The 13708-nt window shown below is 68.6% G+C and carries 16 protein-coding genes, 1 pseudogene and 1 riboswitch; of the genes and pseudogenes, 7 read left to right on the top strand and 10 right to left on the bottom strand.

Annotated features, from left to right (window positions below):
* Nucleotides 1-27: 27 nt before the first annotated feature.
* The gene (locus tag ACIOEW_RS27785; RefSeq protein ID WP_362547950.1) at nucleotides 28-234 is read right to left on the bottom strand and encodes a DUF397 domain-containing protein; all 207 of its coding nucleotides are present in this window, start codon (nucleotides 232-234) and stop codon (nucleotides 28-30) included.
* Between the two features lie 24 nt (nucleotides 235-258).
* Nucleotides 259-1119: a helix-turn-helix transcriptional regulator gene (locus tag ACIOEW_RS27780; RefSeq protein ID WP_362547953.1), complete on the bottom strand. Its 861-nt coding sequence runs from the start codon at nucleotides 1117-1119 to the stop codon at nucleotides 259-261.
* Between the two features lie 209 nt (nucleotides 1120-1328).
* On the opposite strand from ACIOEW_RS27780, the gene ACIOEW_RS27775 reads away from it, so the two are divergent.
* Complete coding sequence (locus tag ACIOEW_RS27775) at nucleotides 1329-1760, top strand: ATP-binding protein (RefSeq protein WP_401966801.1); 432 nt, start codon at nucleotides 1329-1331, stop codon at nucleotides 1758-1760.
* 27 nt (nucleotides 1761-1787) lie between these two features.
* Here the strand turns inward: ACIOEW_RS27775 and ACIOEW_RS27770 are convergent, their stop codons facing one another.
* Complete coding sequence (locus ACIOEW_RS27770; RefSeq protein WP_350993790.1) at nucleotides 1788-2705, bottom strand: LysR family transcriptional regulator; 918 nt, start codon at nucleotides 2703-2705, stop codon at nucleotides 1788-1790.
* A gap of 72 nt (nucleotides 2706-2777) precedes the next feature.
* On the opposite strand from ACIOEW_RS27770, the gene ACIOEW_RS27765 reads away from it, so the two are divergent.
* A complete protein-coding gene (locus ACIOEW_RS27765; RefSeq protein ID WP_401966799.1) occupies nucleotides 2778-3425 on the top strand; it encodes a LysE family translocator in 648 nt (215 codons plus the stop codon).
* A 32-nt stretch (nucleotides 3426-3457) separates the two neighbouring features.
* Here the strand turns inward: ACIOEW_RS27765 and ACIOEW_RS27760 are convergent, their stop codons facing one another.
* The 4 genes from ACIOEW_RS27760 to ACIOEW_RS27745 form a co-directional block, all read right to left on the bottom strand.
* Nucleotides 3458-3931: a C40 family peptidase gene (locus ACIOEW_RS27760; RefSeq protein WP_401966797.1), complete on the bottom strand. Its 474-nt coding sequence runs from the start codon at nucleotides 3929-3931 to the stop codon at nucleotides 3458-3460.
* A gap of 3 nt (nucleotides 3932-3934) precedes the next feature.
* A riboswitch (cyclic di-AMP (ydaO/yuaA leader) is annotated at nucleotides 3935-4130 on the bottom strand.
* A gap of 300 nt (nucleotides 4131-4430) precedes the next feature.
* Nucleotides 4431-4742: a hypothetical protein gene (locus tag ACIOEW_RS27755; protein ID WP_401966796.1), complete on the bottom strand. Its 312-nt coding sequence runs from the start codon at nucleotides 4740-4742 to the stop codon at nucleotides 4431-4433.
* 7 nt (nucleotides 4743-4749) lie between these two features.
* Nucleotides 4750-5385 (bottom strand): ATP-dependent Clp protease proteolytic subunit, encoded by a 636-nt coding sequence (locus ACIOEW_RS27750; RefSeq protein WP_401966795.1) that lies wholly within the window; start codon nucleotides 5383-5385, stop codon nucleotides 4750-4752.
* 216 nt (nucleotides 5386-5601) lie between these two features.
* The gene (locus tag ACIOEW_RS27745; protein ID WP_401966793.1) at nucleotides 5602-6075 is read right to left on the bottom strand and encodes a hypothetical protein; all 474 of its coding nucleotides are present in this window, start codon (nucleotides 6073-6075) and stop codon (nucleotides 5602-5604) included.
* Between the two features lie 446 nt (nucleotides 6076-6521).
* Here ACIOEW_RS27745 and ACIOEW_RS27740 point away from each other — a divergent pair, with 446 nt between their 5' ends.
* On the top strand, nucleotides 6522-8999 hold the full coding sequence (locus ACIOEW_RS27740) for a tetratricopeptide repeat protein (protein WP_401966790.1): 2478 nt from the start codon (nucleotides 6522-6524) through the stop codon (nucleotides 8997-8999).
* A gap of 160 nt (nucleotides 9000-9159) precedes the next feature.
* Here ACIOEW_RS27740 and ACIOEW_RS27735 read toward each other — a convergent pair.
* Nucleotides 9160-9567 (bottom strand): annotated as a pseudogene (locus ACIOEW_RS27735) (transposase family protein); the annotation flags it as partial.
* A gap of 45 nt (nucleotides 9568-9612) precedes the next feature.
* Here ACIOEW_RS27735 and ACIOEW_RS27730 point away from each other — a divergent pair.
* The gene (locus tag ACIOEW_RS27730; protein WP_401966787.1) at nucleotides 9613-9930 is read left to right on the top strand and encodes a DUF6221 family protein; all 318 of its coding nucleotides are present in this window, start codon (nucleotides 9613-9615) and stop codon (nucleotides 9928-9930) included.
* Nucleotides 9931-10192: 262 nt separating this feature from the next.
* Here ACIOEW_RS27730 and ACIOEW_RS27725 read toward each other — a convergent pair whose 3' ends face one another.
* Nucleotides 10193-10609: a winged helix-turn-helix transcriptional regulator gene (locus ACIOEW_RS27725; RefSeq protein ID WP_401966786.1), complete on the bottom strand. Its 417-nt coding sequence runs from the start codon at nucleotides 10607-10609 to the stop codon at nucleotides 10193-10195.
* A gap of 102 nt (nucleotides 10610-10711) precedes the next feature.
* On the opposite strand from ACIOEW_RS27725, the gene ACIOEW_RS27720 reads away from it, so the two are divergent.
* The 3 genes from ACIOEW_RS27720 to ACIOEW_RS27710 all read left to right on the top strand — a co-directional run bounded on the left by ACIOEW_RS27720 (nucleotide 10712) and on the right by ACIOEW_RS27710 (nucleotide 12578).
* Entirely contained in the window at nucleotides 10712-11563 is an 852-nt protein-coding gene (locus ACIOEW_RS27720) for an alpha/beta fold hydrolase (RefSeq protein ID WP_401966784.1), read from the top strand.
* A 90-nt stretch (nucleotides 11564-11653) separates the two neighbouring features.
* On the top strand, nucleotides 11654-11995 hold the full coding sequence (locus tag ACIOEW_RS27715) for a hypothetical protein (protein ID WP_401966783.1): 342 nt from the start codon (nucleotides 11654-11656) through the stop codon (nucleotides 11993-11995).
* Between the two features lie 298 nt (nucleotides 11996-12293).
* Entirely contained in the window at nucleotides 12294-12578 is a 285-nt protein-coding gene (locus tag ACIOEW_RS27710) for a type II toxin-antitoxin system Phd/YefM family antitoxin (protein WP_362547988.1), read from the top strand.
* Between the two features lie 61 nt (nucleotides 12579-12639).
* Here ACIOEW_RS27710 and ACIOEW_RS27705 read toward each other — a convergent pair whose 3' ends face one another.
* Nucleotides 12640-13632 carry an ABC transporter permease gene (locus ACIOEW_RS27705; protein WP_401966780.1) on the bottom strand — a complete coding sequence of 331 codons (993 nt, stop codon included), beginning with the start codon at nucleotides 13630-13632 and terminating at the stop codon, nucleotides 12640-12642.
* Nucleotides 13633-13708: the final 76 nt, after the last annotated feature.

Raw genomic sequence — 13708 nt, 5'->3', positions numbered from 1 at the left:
TACCCGAAACATCGGCCCGCCGGCGGCTCAGCCGGCCGAACCGCCGTTCAGGGCGGTGACGAAGGAGGTCCAGGCCGCAGCGGAGAAGAGCAGCGGCGGCCTGGACGCGTCCTTGGAGTCGCGCACGGCCAGCCTCCGGTTGCCGAACGGCGCGGCCTCCACGCAGTTGTTCATTCCCGTGCTGCGGCTGCTGCGCCGCCACCGTAACGCGTGCTGTGCGAGGCAATCCGACATGAGGCCCCCTCGGGCAGTCCGGGGTCACCGACCGTCGCGGTCGATCGCGGCGATCAGGTCCAACGAGTGCTCCGGCGACAGCGCGTGTGCCTGCAGAGTGCGGAAGGCCGAGCTGTACGCCTCAAGGTCTTCTTTCCGCTCCAGGTAGAGGCTACTCGTCAAATGGTCGAGAACGACCACATCCAGATCAGAAATGCTCGGAAAGGAGAAGATAACGAAAGGTCCGGTGAGGCCCACATAGCCGCCGACCGTGAACGGCAGCAACTGAAGCTGCACATGCGGCAGTTGGGCTACCCGGCTGAGATGGCGCAGCTGCTCCCGCATGACCCGGCGGCCGCCGACCTCGCGTCGTAGCACTGCCTCGTCCAGTACCGCGGTCAGTCTCAGCGGCGGATCGCTCCGCAGGACCCCCTGCCGCGCCAACCGGACTTCCACCAGCGAGTCCAGCTGTCCGGTGGGCAGCCCGTCGAGTGAGGCCCGGGTCACCGCTCGGGCGTAGTCGGCGGTCTGCAACAGCCCCGGCACCACCGACGTCTCCAGCGTGCGCGCGGTGCGCGCCTGTGACTCCAGGCTGATGAAATCGCGGTACTGCGGCGGGATCAGGCCGCGGTACGCGTGCCACCACCCCGTGCCCCCGCCGCCCGCCGAACCCGCGAGCGCCTCCAGGACCTCGCGCAACTTCGGGTCGTCCGTGTCGTACGCGTCGAGCAGCCGGGTCACATCGCCGGGCTGCACCCCGCTCACGCCGGTCTCGATCCGGCTGACCTTCGACTGGTGCCAGCCGAGCAGACGAGCCGCGTCCCGGCTCGTGAGTCCCGACGCATGGCGCAGACTCCGCAGCTCCTCCCCGAGCTTGCGGCGTCGCACCGCAGGGCCGTGCTGCATGTGGTGCCTCCCTCCCACTCCCTGTCGAGCGGACAGTGTGGCGCCTTTACGGGGCATCCGGGGCAGAGTTCACCGCTTCGAGCGACAGATATATGCATATCTTGGTGGATCGCCGTTACAGAGGGCAGCATCAGTGGCAATCTGGCGCGAAGCACAACCCGGACCAACGATCGCGGGGTCGCTTCCGGGTGGGAAAGGGACGGCTCGCCATGGCAGACCATCAAGAAGCAAGCGTCACTCTGCCGAGCGAGCCGGTCTCGGTCGCCGCGGCCCGGAGATATGTGGCCCGGGTACTGGCCGACTGGGGACTTCCCGACGACACGGAGACGGGAGAGACCGTCCGGCTCATCGTCTCGGAGCTCGCGACCAACGCCGTCCAGCACACCTTCGGACAGTCACCCACCTTCACCGTGGACCTCCGGCTGGAGCGGGAGGAGCAGCTGCGCCTCGGGGTGACGGACAGTCACCCTCGGTGGCCCCAGCGGCTCCCCGCGGCCGTGCAGCAGGACAACGGGCGCGGCATGGTGATCATCCGCGCGCTGGCCAAGGAGTACGGTGGCCGGCTGACCGTCACCCCCACCGCGGACGGCGGGAAGACCGTCTGGATCGCGCTGCCGTGGCACGCGGCCGTCCAGCACTGACTGCCCCGCCGCGCACCCCGGGCACGGTCACAGAGGCGTCGCGGCCCGCCCGAATCCGCTGCGCAGCAAAGCCCGCAGCGTCGCCGCCGCGGCGCTCGCGCGGTCGCCGCGGTGCACCACCGAGATCGTCCGGCGGAACGCGGCCGGCTCCAGTCGCCGTACGGACAGCGGCGTCGGCGACATCGCGGCGACCATCTCGGGTACGACCGCCATGCCGATGCCCGCGCTGACCAGAGCGCACACCAGCGCATAGCCGGGCGACTCGCAGACCACCGCCGGCAGCGCCCCCGCCTCGGCGAGTGCGCTCTCCACCCCGCGGCGCGGCGGATGGGTGGGTGCGCTGCTGATCAGGGGCCGGCCTGCCAGCTCCGTCACCGGGAGCCGCCCGCTGCCGTCGGCCAGGACCTGCCCGACCGCGGTGATCAGCACCAGCTCCTCGATCAGGAGCGGCTCGGACAGGACACCTGACGGCGGCGGCGTCGCAGCGCCGGGCTCGTAGTCATGGGTCAGTGCCAGATCCACCTCGCCGGCTGCCACCGCGGCCACCCCGCCCGGCGGCTCGTACTCGGTGACGGTCAGCTCCACGTCCGGGTGCGCCCGGCGGAACGCGCTCAGCACCGGCGGCAGCAGATGAATGCCCGCCGTGGTGAAAGTGCCGACGCGCAGGCGACCGCCTGAGAGTCCGGCCAGACGAGCCAGTTCATGGCGGGCCTGCTCCATCTCGTCGAGGACCCGCCGGGCGCGTCCGGCGAGCAGTTCGCCCGCTGCCGTCAGCCGGGCGCCTCGGTGATGGCGCACCAGCAGCGCAGCCCCCGCCTCCCGCTCCAGCTTGGCGAGCTGCTGGGAGAGTGCCGGGGCGGTGTAGCCCAGGCGTGCGGCGGCCCGGGTGATCGAACCGGCCTCGGCGACCGCCACCAGCGCCGCGAGGCGCGTCGGGTCGTACATTAAGCGTTCCTTTTGGCAGACCCAGAAGATTGCAAGTACATGCTAAAGGCTCCGGCGGTCCAGGATGGAGCGATGGACGCACAACTGACCGCTTTCGTCGGGGTCGCCGCCGCCATGGTCGCGCTGCCCGGCGCGGACTTCACCGTCGTCGTACGCAACGCCCTCGCCTCGCGCGCGGCGGGGGTGGCGACCGCAGTGGGGGTCGCCGGGGGCCTCCTGGTCCACACCGCGCTCGCCGTCGCCGGTCTGGCCGCCGTGCTGGTGGCGGTGCCCGTGCTGTTCCGGACCGTCCAGCTCCTGGGCGGCGCATACGTGCTCTACCTGGGCATCAGTGCCCTGTACGCGGCCCGGCGACGCGCCGGGCAGGCGGCGGGGCCCGGGCCGGACGAGGGGGATGGTGGGCAGGCCACGATGGGGACAGGCCGCGCACTGCGCCAGGGATTCCTGACCAATGCGCTGAACCCCAAGGCGCCCGTGCTCTTCCTGAGCCTTCTGCCGCAGTTCGTGCCGGCCGGGGCCGCGCCCCTGCCCAGGACGCTGCTGCTCGCCGCGATCGTCGTCCTGATGGCTCTGATCTGGTTCCCGGCCGTGGCGCTCCTGGTGGACCGCCTTGGCCGGTGGCTGCGCCGGCCGCGTACCGCCCGGGCGATCGAGGGCGGCAGCGGCGCGGCACTCACCGCACTGGGGCTGGTCCTGGTGACGGGCCCGCTGCTGCACTGACGCGGGAGCACGGGCCGGGACGGGGAGGGGCTTCAGCGGACCCGTCCGTAGTAGACGCTCTTCGTCCAGATCTTTTCCAGGCGGACCACGGCCCCGGTCTTGGGCGAGTGCCAGATCTTGCCGCTGCCCGCGTAGATGCCCACGTGGTAGATGCTGCGGCCGGAATGGAAGAAGACCAGATCGCCGCGTTGCCGCTTGGAGGACGAGATGTGGCGGGTCTTGTTGTACTGCTGCTGGGCCGTGCGCGGGAGCTTCTTGCCCGCCTTCTTGAACGAGTAGAGCGTCAGGCCGGAACAGTCGAAGCGACTGGGCCCGGTGGCGCCCCACCGGTAGGGCGCTCCCTTCTTCGACGCGGCGATGTTGAGCGCCTTCATCGAATGTGTCGCGGCCTGGGCATCGGTCACGGCGCCGGGAACGAACAACGTGCCGCCTACAGCGGCGAGAGTCATGGCCGAGGCCGTTGTGGCCCGGGCGAGGAGAGACGGGACATGAACCTGCGCAGTCATGCGCAACCCTTCGTCAGCCGCCTGTGAAGGATGACCTGTCGGGTTCGGGCTGGCGAAGTCGCCCGGCCGCAGATGCGGCTTCACCCCGAGGGACAACCGGAGGTCCGGTCGGCCCGTTGTGCTCGGGTCCTCCACTCCTGCCGATCCACTCCTGTCGACCAGGCATCCGGGCGGCGGCAGGACTCGGCGTCCGCCCGGACCGCCCCGCCGCGGTGGCGGGGGCTTGTCGTCCCAGGGATCTTGACTCACCGAGTGCCGGATTTCCGAGGTGAAGCGGCGATATGTGAGGCTCGTCACGACTGGCCCGTTCGGGTGGACAGGTGACCTTTGGGGAAACGGCAGACGCTCGCCGCCCGGTGCCGTACCAGCGACGTAACGGGAGATTTCGCCCATCGTCCACCGTGAAAGCGCAAATTGAGTTGTCCCTCGCGCGAAGTAACGTCTACGCCGAACGAGGGAGAATATTTGGCCGACGCGTCGGGCGTGTCGGTCGAGGAGCTCAGCAACTGGGAGGGGCGGGCGGGATGGTGACCCGCCCGGAGCGCCGTTCGCCGTCGAGTACGCGCAGCGCCCGGGTCAACGTGGCTGCGTGGATCCGTGCTTCACCACGCTCGTGCATCACCGCGAGGGCGTCCCGCAGTGCGGCCGAGTACGAGGCCAGTGCCTGGGCGGCGCGCAGTGCGCCGTAGGTGTCGCCGCCGTGGGCCGGATTGATCCGGCCCACCTGGTCGAGGACTTGCAGGTAGCGGTCGATGAACTCGCCCTCCGCGCGGGTCAGGGCGGGCAGTGGTGCGAACTCCGGTGGCTGCATCGGGGATTCACCGCGCCGGGTGCGGAGACAGCGACAGCGAGCGGTTCTGGACGATGTGGTCGACCAGCCCGTATTCCTTGGCGCCCTCGGCGTCGAGGATGAGGTCGCGCTCGGTGTCGGCGGTGATCTGCTCGACGGGGCGGCCGGTGTGACGGGCCAGCATGCTGCTGAGCGTCTCGCGCATGCGGGCCAGTTCCCTTGCCTCGATCTCCAGGTCGGACGGCTGCCCCTGTACGGGCTCGGCGAGTTCGGGCTGCTGCACCACCACGCGGGCGCCCGGCAGGGCGTGCCGTTTGCCGGGAGCGCCCGCCGCGAGCAGCACGGCCGCGCCGGCCCCCGCTTGGCCGAGGCAGAAGGTCTCCACCTCGCAGGTGAGGAAGGCCATCGTGTCGTAGACGGCGGTCATGGCCCCGAACGTGCCGCCGGGGGAGTTGATGTAGAGCGAGATAGGCCGGTCGGGCGCGTCGTGCTCCAGGTACATGAACTGTGCGACCAGGTCGTTGGCAGCCGTGTCGTCGACGGGGGTGCCGAGGAACACGACCCGTTCGGCCAGCAGCTTGGAGTACGGGTCGAGCGTGCGGGTCCCCTGGGACGTGCGCTCGGTGAACTCGGGCAGTACATGGCGGGCGGCGGGGCGGTGCATGGCGAGGCCTCTCGTCCGGGGTGCGCGAGACCCTGAAGGCACCCGCGCACGCTTCTGTAGAAAATGTACAGGACGTACAGAAGGTTGTGATGGGAGAGAGCCTGGTGATCGGTGCAAAGGCCGAGGACAGAGGCTGTTCTGCTGTTCGCCGAGTGCTGAAATCTCACAAATCTGCCACGACGCCCTCAGCGTCAAGCTGCTTCGTCCTCACCGCAATCACATGGACAAGTGAGGTGTTCCGAGGCGACGCGGAGGTCCTCGGGACTCGGGTGGGCGTACACCCGCTTCGAGGATGGCGTAGATCGTGGCGTTGGCGGCCGGCGTGAGCAGGATGGTGCAAGCGAGGGCGGCGGGCCGTGCGGCCGGGTCCTCACGGGCGATCGCGTCGGGTGCGTAGTCCTTGAGCGCGGCCGCGAGCGGGATGCGCACCAGGCCGGACGGTGCGAGCAAGCCCAGGACCAGGCTGCTGGAGGCGGCCAGGACCAGTGCAGCGATGGCCAGCAGCCAGGTCGTCAGGCGTGGTTCCGGGCGGCGCGAAAGCGGGCCGGCGGCCAGGGCGGCAAGTCCGGGAAGAGCAGTGGCGGGTAGACGGCCAGATGCGTCGCGGCGGCTGCTCCTCTGCTTGTTGGTGCCGAGCAGGCGGCGCAGGAGGTCTTCGTCGTCGGACAGCTCGTCGACGAAGCGGGTCAAGACCGTGTTCCGGATGTGAGACAGATTCAGACGTTTTGCATTACCGCCCAGTCGATACCGACACACGGCACCCCGGAGTGCTCACACCTCACGACTGGATTCGCTGTCAAAGAAGCCGAAACGACTGGACCCACTGTCAAACGCCTCGATTGATGACAAACGACACCACGAGTTGCCTACTCGAACGGTTGATCTGTCTACAACAGGGATGTCACCTAGCCTGGTGAGAGGGGACGTCTTATGATCCGGAGTTCGCCATGATCAATCGGCGAAAGGAAAGCGAAACCACCCTGACATCCCCGCTTCCCGCCCCGAGGCGGATCGCGTGGATTGTGTGGAGCGGTGTGGGAACGCTCGGACTCCTCGGCCTCCTGACGTGGGCAGGCAAGGACCACCCGGCCTGGAGCGGGGGCGGTTGGGGGTGGGCACAGGGGTTCACCGGGTGGGTGGCGCAGATCTTCGGCGGGCTCGGCCGGGTCGTCGACGGCGACGGCCTCGTACCCGGCCAAAGGCTGGGATTCTGGTTTGTCGCCCTGGTTGTCCTCTACTTGTACTGGCGGGCGACGCGTGCGCTGGTGGCCTACAAACCGGGTCCGGTCGACGTTCAGGAACTCATCGACGCGACGCCCCCGGGAACCCTCGATGTGCCGGCTGGGGATCTGACCGCCGAGCTTCGCCAGCAATTGTCCGACAGCAGCATCTACGCACCAACGACGCTGCCCGCCGAGGTCCCACCGACGAGCTTTCTCGAACTGGTCGGCGACGTCGAGTTGGACCCCAAGAAGCTGGGGGCCGCCATTCCGCGCCTCCTGAGCCGACTGCGGCCGAAACTCGCCTACCGGGTCGGAGGAGTGCTCCGGATCCGTGAACAGAGACCGGACTGCCTGGGTGTGACGGTGACGGTCACGGCCTTCGTGTTCGGCGGTTCCAGCTCGACGACTCTTTGGGGAAAAGAATGGGGCGAAGTCATCCGCAAGACCGGCTGCTGGGTGATCAGCGTCCTGCTGCCGGTGACTCGAGCGGGGCGGCAACCGCCCTGGCGTCAATGGTGGGGCCGTGAGCTCAATCCCGAACTGTACGAGGCGTACCAGAGCGCGAACGAGCTCAGCCGGGCCGGCCGCTATCACGAGGCGCTGTCACGGTACTTCGACGCGATCGCACTCGACCCCAAGAATCCGTACCTCCGGAGCGAGTTGGCCGAGGTGCAGGAGAAGATGGGTCTGCACATCGACGCTCTCGAAACGTGCCAACGCGCCCTCACTCTCGATGGACAGACTTCCAGGCAGTACAACAGGCGGCTGTGGCTGAGACCTGGGCAGGTGGATTGGCGGCGGCTGCGCTATCTGCGTCACCCTCGCCTGTACCGGGACGTGCTCGGTCTGCGGTACCGGAACGCCATCATCCTGGGAATGTCGGAAGAGACGACACAACAATGGTTCCAGCGCAAAGGCAGCCAGGACGACACGACCCGGCGCCGCCTCGTGCCCCTTCTTGCGGATCGGTACCAGCAAGCGGCCATCACGCTGGCACACCCCGGTGACGAAGAGGCCTGGCTCGCAAAAGCGCTGGAGCAGTCCCTCTACGGGAGATCCGAATCCGCTGCCGTCGCGAAGAATCTTGTGCGTCTGGTTTTCCAGCGGGCCGCGATGCAGGAGACTAACCGTCTGGCCGCAGATGACCGCTGGGCGCGCCTGGCCGGTCTGTACTGGCCGGCACGGCTGCGGAGTTGCTTCCGGTTTATCTCCCCCTTCTCCCATGTTCAGAGCGTCCGCAGCCCTCGGCAGGCCGTGACTCGAGGCGCATTCCGCATCAATCGCGAGGTGTGGGCCCCTCTGCGTCTGGCGTGGGCGGTCGAAAAGATACAGCTACCCGGCCCCGTGTACGACCCGCACGCCCGTTATGCCTGGCGCACCGGACCTCCTGTGACAGCGCACGTCACCCCCGGTGAACTCAAAGCCCGGATCGACAGGGCCCGGAGCCGACTGGTATTTGTACGTCGCTACCTTCCGTGGTGCCGGCGCGGCGACTGGTTGACCCGCTACAACAGCGCATGTGTGCATGCCGTGGCCCTGAAGATCAACGAGGGCAGCGAGGCTCGGACGAAGGAGCACACGCAGCAAGCGGTGGAGGAGCTTGAATGGGCGATTCTGGTTCCCAGGGGAGACTCCGCAACGGTGGAGCGAACCTGGATGGTGCATGAGGACCCGGATCTGGCTCTTCTTCGGGAGGCGGCACTCTTCGAGCGCTTCGTACTGACCGCCTATCCGGGGCAGGAGCTCCCGACGCATCCTCCTCCGAACAGCTGGTCCGAGGCGCAGATGAGGGAATACGACTACAGGCTCCTCGAAGAGGCCGCCAAGGTGATGGAGAAGGTGTGGATCGCGCGAGGCGAGGAGCCCAGCTTCGACATCCGGGACGCGACGGAATGGCTTCGCGCCGAATCCGACATCTGGAACGGGATGCGGAAGGTGACCGACTCGCGACGGCTCGGCCACTGGGAGTACCGCGTGGAACTCATTCGATCGGTGCGGGCCGGCAGTCAGTCAACGGTCCCGGACACGCTGGGATTCCCTCCCTCGATGTTCGCTGATGGCACCGCGCGGTCCGACCGTGAGGAGATCACCAGTCGCCTCCGGAGGCTGCAGAGCGACCTCAAGCGAGACGTGAGAGGCAAGAAGGCCCACTACGCGAACATCCAGGAGGGGCAGGACTTGTTCAGCAGGGCAACAGCCGGTGGCGTGGCGTGGCTGGACCCGCGTACCGTCCACAGTCTGTGCACCGCTTACTCTGCCGTCTGGCAGACGCTCGCCGAGTGGCTGGAACAGGACCGCGACGAGAGCCACTTTGTGGATGCTCTGGACAGAGTCCCCAAGCCATCGGCGGACGGGCTGCCCCGGGAGAGTGTCCCACGATTCGGATCCTGAGCAAGGACCGGCCAGAAGGCGACTGAGCAATGAACGAACAGGCAGCCGAAGGCGTCGTAGTTCGTCGGGACTTTCAGATGATCCAGACCGATGGTGCCATGCCAGTAGGAGCCGCTTCCCGTGCAAGTCATGGTGGCGATCAAGGAGGCTGTCAGTACTGGATGACCTCCTGGTGGTTCGTGGAGTACCGGTAGTTGTTGGACTGCTCGGCAATGGTGTGGTCGCGGGTGGGCACCGGGGTGCCGTCCACGATGAGCACGGTGTCATTGGCGACTGCTTGCGGGGCTGGAGCGCGAGCATCGGCCCGAGGTGGTCGATGACCCGGTCCGCCGCCGACTCGGACACTCCGAACAGCGGGGCGAGTTGCCGCATGGTCAGATTCGTGCGCCAGTAGGCCGCGACCAACTGGGCTCGGTCCTCCAGCGAAAGACTCCAGGGCCGGCCCCTGCGGACCGAGTCCGCCCCCTCCCCGCCGCAGCACCGTCACCAGCTTCCCGAACTGCCGCGGGCTCAGCCTGCTGAATGGGGCTATCCAAGACGGCTCCGATGCCGTGATCACACCGGCCACCGCAAGGTCGTTCCATGGCGCCTGCGCAACATCGAGAATGCCCCCATGACTAAGGAATTGGTGAGGTTCCTCGAGGCGCGGCTGGGCGAGGAGGCTGACTTGGCCCGGCGCTGCGACGGTGACGGCTGCGGGGAGTGGTCTGCCAGCGGAGAAACGGTCGACTTCTGCCAGGTGGATCTCTCCGGTTTGCACCCCACGATCGCTCTGCACGTGGCCCTGCACGACCCGGCCCGCGTCCTGCGCGAGATCGAGGCCAAGCGGCGCATCCTGGCCCGTCACGCCCGAGACCCCTGGCCCTGCCACGACTTGCGTGACCTTGCTTTGCCCTATGCCGACCACCCTGACTTCCCCGCCCGGACATGAAGCAGCGCGGCGCACGAGCGGAGGGCGGGCGGCGAGGTGCGCGTGGGCGGGGTGCGCGGTCTGACGAGACTGGGTGCCTGAACCGAGCGTCGACCACTGAAGATCATTTACGGGCCAGCCCTTGGCGACTGGAATCCCCTCTTCCCTGACCCCGTCGTCGCGGTGTCACTCCTGGACCGGCTGATCAACACCTGCAACATCCTGAGCGGCCCCAGCTACCGCCCGAACAGGCGCCCCGCCGACAAGCTGGCCAAGCCCACGATCACCTAGTCGGGGGTGTCTCGTCGGCGAGCTGGTTGTTGCGGTCGATCTCCGGCATGTATGTCTCGGCCCAGACCCGCAGGGCGGAGAGCGGTCCTTCGAGGGACAGGCCGAGCTCGGTGAGTTGGTAGTGGACGGCGGGTGGCACGGTGGGTTCCACTCGGCGCGCGACCAGACCGTCGCGGACGAGGCTCTGCAGGGTGACGGACAGCATCTTCTGTGAGATGCCGGAGATACGGCGCCGCAGTTCCGCGAAACGGAGCTCGTCCGGCGCCTCCTCGGCCAGCACCTTGACCGCCATCGACGTCCACTTGGTGCCGATACGGTCGAGCAACTGGCGGGTCGGGCAGAGCGGATTCAGCAAATCACCCCGCTCACCGGGCCGCCCGCCGGGTTCGCCGGGCCTCGATGTGGTCACTCAGGGCTCACCACCTGAAGGGAAAGTGCCGTCTTGGAAGGAACCAGGGTAGTTCCTTAGCGTGACGTGGTCACTATTCCTCACCACACCTGGAGCCTCTCCATGCCCGAGCTGCGGCGCGTCCCCGTCAACGGTGTCGAACTGAACGTCGCCCTCGCCGGATCGGGCCCGGCCGTCCTGCTGCTGCACGGTTTCCCGCACACATGGGAGCTGTGGACGGACGTCATGGCCGGCCTGTCCGGCCGCTACCGCGTCATCGCGCCGGACCTGCGCGGGTTCGGCGCGAGCAGCGGGACCGCCTCCGGGTACGACGCGGGAACCCTGGCCGAGGACGCCGCGGCGCTTCTCACCACGCTCGGCGTGTCCTCGGCTGCGGTGGTGGGCATCGACGCGGGTACCGCGCCGGCCTTCCTCCTCGCCCTGCGCCGCCCCGGTCTCGTCCGGCGCCTGGTCGTCATGGAGTCCGTTCTGGGCGGTCTGCCCGGCGCCGAGGAATTCCTTGCCGACGGGCCGCCGTGGTGGTTCGGCTTCCATTTCGCCGCGCCCGGCCTTGCCGAGACCGTACTGGAGGGCCACGAGGCCGCCTACGTCGACTGGTTTCTGAGTACTGGCACGCTCGGCGACGGGGTGCGCCCCGCACTTCGGGACGCTTTCGTCCGCGCATACACCGGCCGCCAGGCGTTGAGCCGCGCGTTCTCGTACTACCGGGCGCTGCCCGAGAGCGCGGTACAGATCGAGCAGGCGGTCGCCATCGCCCGCCTGACGGTGCCGACGATGACGTTGGGCTCCCGGCCCGTCGGTGCGGCGCTGGAACGCCAGCTCCGCCCGGTCACCGACGATCTCACCGGACACGTCATCGAAGACTGCGGCCACATCATCCCGCTGCACAGGCCGCGCGCCCTACTCACGCTGCTGCGTCCATTCCTTGCCAGTGAGGACGCGAAAGCAACGTGACCGGGTCCGGGGTTTCGATGCACGCCCTTAGGACCGCGTCCCGGACGGCTGGCCAGTGATGATGTCGGTCCGGGATGAGATCGTTTCCGCGTGGGCGACACAGACGAAGCAGAAACCGACGTTGAGCACGCCGTCATCGCCCGCTATCGACTGGCCGATGACGGCCTCGGCGGACCCAGCCAACGAGGGGTCGTCCGCCAGGCGCAGTCCCGGCTGACCGAGGCGATCGGGCAATCCGACGTCGGCGAGTTCGACGGAAACGAATACGGAGGCGGCGAGGTTGTCCTCTACGCCTACGGACCGGACGCCGATGCACTCTTCGCTGTGGTGGCACCCATCCTGCACGACCTGCCGTTCCGCCCGGCACACGTCATCTTGCGCTACGGCTCGGTCGATGACGCATCGGCTGCCGCGCATCGCGTGGACCTCTGACGGGACGAAGTCCCAGCCAGGCGGGAACCCGGGGAATTACGCGAACCCAGCCAGGCGGGAACCTGGGGAATTACGTGAACTCATACCTGGGGATACACGATCGTCCACAGCGTGCAGCGCGTCTCGGGCGGCAGCCTGGAGGCGCACCAGGACTCAGGGCGCCCACAACACTCCTCACCTCGTCTCGCGCATCTTCTTCAAACGAGTGCGCACGAGAGCGTGCGAAAGCCTCTGACCTGGACATTCGCTGTCGCCATGGACCACGGCGGACCAGGTGGACATTACATAAGCTAGGAGCATGGCCTACGAGATTCCGGTGACGCAAGCCCGAGCTGACCTCGCCGAACTGATCAACCGAGTCGTCTACGGCGGCGAGCGCGTGGTCGTGACGCGGCACGGCAAACCCCTCGTGGCGCTCGTATCGGCCGCTGACCTGGAGCGACTCGAGAACGAGGAGGCGGCGGAGCAGGAGCAGGTGATCAGTTCGGTCTCCTCGATCGGCTCCGCGGCATCCGCTCCGGGCGAACGGCGGCGCTTCGGGATCGCCGCGGAGCACAGGGGGCAGCAGGACCCGGGCAACTGACCGGACACGAAAAGGCCGTACACCCCCACCGCGGGGGGTGCACGGCCCTTTCGGGGGTGCGTCAGCCCGCCAGTGCGGGCTGACGCTCGGCTGCGGCCTCGGGCGCGTCCGGTGCCGGGGCCCGGCGGCGGCCACCGATGATCACCGCGGTCAGGCCGAGTACGGCCCACAGGGCGAGGGTCAGGACCGCGCCACCCGCCGCGTGTCCGTCGAAGAACGCGACCGAGCGCAGCAGCGAACCGCCCGCGCCCGGCGGCAGCAACTGGCCGATCGCGCCGACCGGCTGGGGAAGCAGTTCGGGCGCGCTGGTGACGCCCGAGAACGGGTTGCCGACGAGCACCATGAGCAGTGCCCCGAGGCCGATGCCCGCCGGTCCGATCAGCGCCGCGAGTCCCGCCACCGGCGCGCCGACGGCGAGCACGGTGAGACCGAGCGCGCCCACCTCGCTCCACCAGTCACCGATGATGACCCCGAGCCAGCTGTCGGTGAGCGCGGTGGCGACGACTCCCACCAGGGTCGCCACGCCGATCAGCGCGGAGGCCGCGCGCCCGCCGCGCAGCCGCAGCAGGGTCACCGCCGATCCGGCGGCCATGCCCGCGATCGCCAGCGGCAGGATGCTCGCGCCGAGCACGCTGCCGCGCGGATCCGCGGCCGGTGCCGCCACCACGTCCGTGACGGGCACCGCAGTGCCCGCCGGGGCGGATGCGGTCACCGCCTCGTGCAGCAGCTGGGCGACCACCGGGCCGGCCGCGGACGCGGTCAGCAGTTCGGGGCCCTTCGCGGTGGCCACGACCGCGCCGTATACGGCGCGGTCCTCGATTGCGGTGCGGGCGGCGGTCTCGGAGTCGTACCTGTGGATCTCGAAGGCGCCGTCGCGCTGTTCGAGCTGCCGCTGGAGCTGATCGGCGGCCGGTGCGGAGCCTGCGACGCCGACGGGGAGGTCCCGGGGCGCCATCCGGGCAGCGGGCCAGGCGAAAGCCCAGAGGACGAGCGCCACCACCATGGGGACCAGCAGAACGACCGCCACCAAACGGCGGTTCGGGGCAGCGGACATGACGGGAACCTCGATTCAAAGAGAAGGATCGTTCGTTTTATGTATCGGCGACACTCTCCGGCCGAGTGGCTCGCTT

Source organism: Streptomyces sp. NPDC087901, from assembly GCF_044742205.1.
Classification (GTDB): Bacteria; Actinomycetota; Actinomycetes; order Streptomycetales; family Streptomycetaceae; genus Streptomyces.
Note: the sequence above shows the minus strand (reverse complement) of the source record. Positions and strands in the feature narration are given on the sequence as shown.

Bases quoted from the DNA above. Each gene is read 5' to 3' on its own strand.
- ACIOEW_RS27730 (WP_401966787.1), top strand. From the start codon at position 9,613: ATGACTAAGGAATTGGTGAGGTTCCTCGAGGCGCGGCTGGGCGAGGAG.
- ACIOEW_RS27755 (WP_401966796.1), bottom strand. From the start codon at position 4,742: ATGCAGCCACCGGAGTTCGCACCACTGCCCGCCCTGACCCGCGCGGAG.
- ACIOEW_RS27770 (WP_350993790.1), bottom strand. From the start codon at position 2,705: ATGTACGACCCGACGCGCCTCGCGGCGCTGGTGGCGGTCGCCGAGGCC.
- ACIOEW_RS27750 (WP_401966795.1), bottom strand. From the start codon at position 5,385: ATGCACCGCCCCGCCGCCCGCCATGTACTGCCCGAGTTCACCGAGCGC.
- ACIOEW_RS27705 (WP_401966780.1), bottom strand. From the start codon at position 13,632: ATGTCCGCTGCCCCGAACCGCCGTTTGGTGGCGGTCGTTCTGCTGGTC.
- ACIOEW_RS27720 (WP_401966784.1), top strand. From the start codon at position 10,712: ATGCCCGAGCTGCGGCGCGTCCCCGTCAACGGTGTCGAACTGAACGTC.
- ACIOEW_RS27775 (WP_401966801.1), top strand. From the start codon at position 1,329: ATGGCAGACCATCAAGAAGCAAGCGTCACTCTGCCGAGCGAGCCGGTC.
- ACIOEW_RS27785 (WP_362547950.1), bottom strand. From the start codon at position 234: ATGTCGGATTGCCTCGCACAGCACGCGTTACGGTGGCGGCGCAGCAGC.
- ACIOEW_RS27760 (WP_401966797.1), bottom strand. From the start codon at position 3,931: ATGACTGCGCAGGTTCATGTCCCGTCTCTCCTCGCCCGGGCCACAACG.
- ACIOEW_RS27710 (WP_362547988.1), top strand. From the start codon at position 12,294: ATGGCCTACGAGATTCCGGTGACGCAAGCCCGAGCTGACCTCGCCGAA.
- ACIOEW_RS27765 (WP_401966799.1), top strand. From the start codon at position 2,778: ATGGACGCACAACTGACCGCTTTCGTCGGGGTCGCCGCCGCCATGGTC.
- ACIOEW_RS27780 (WP_362547953.1), bottom strand. From the start codon at position 1,119: ATGCAGCACGGCCCTGCGGTGCGACGCCGCAAGCTCGGGGAGGAGCTG.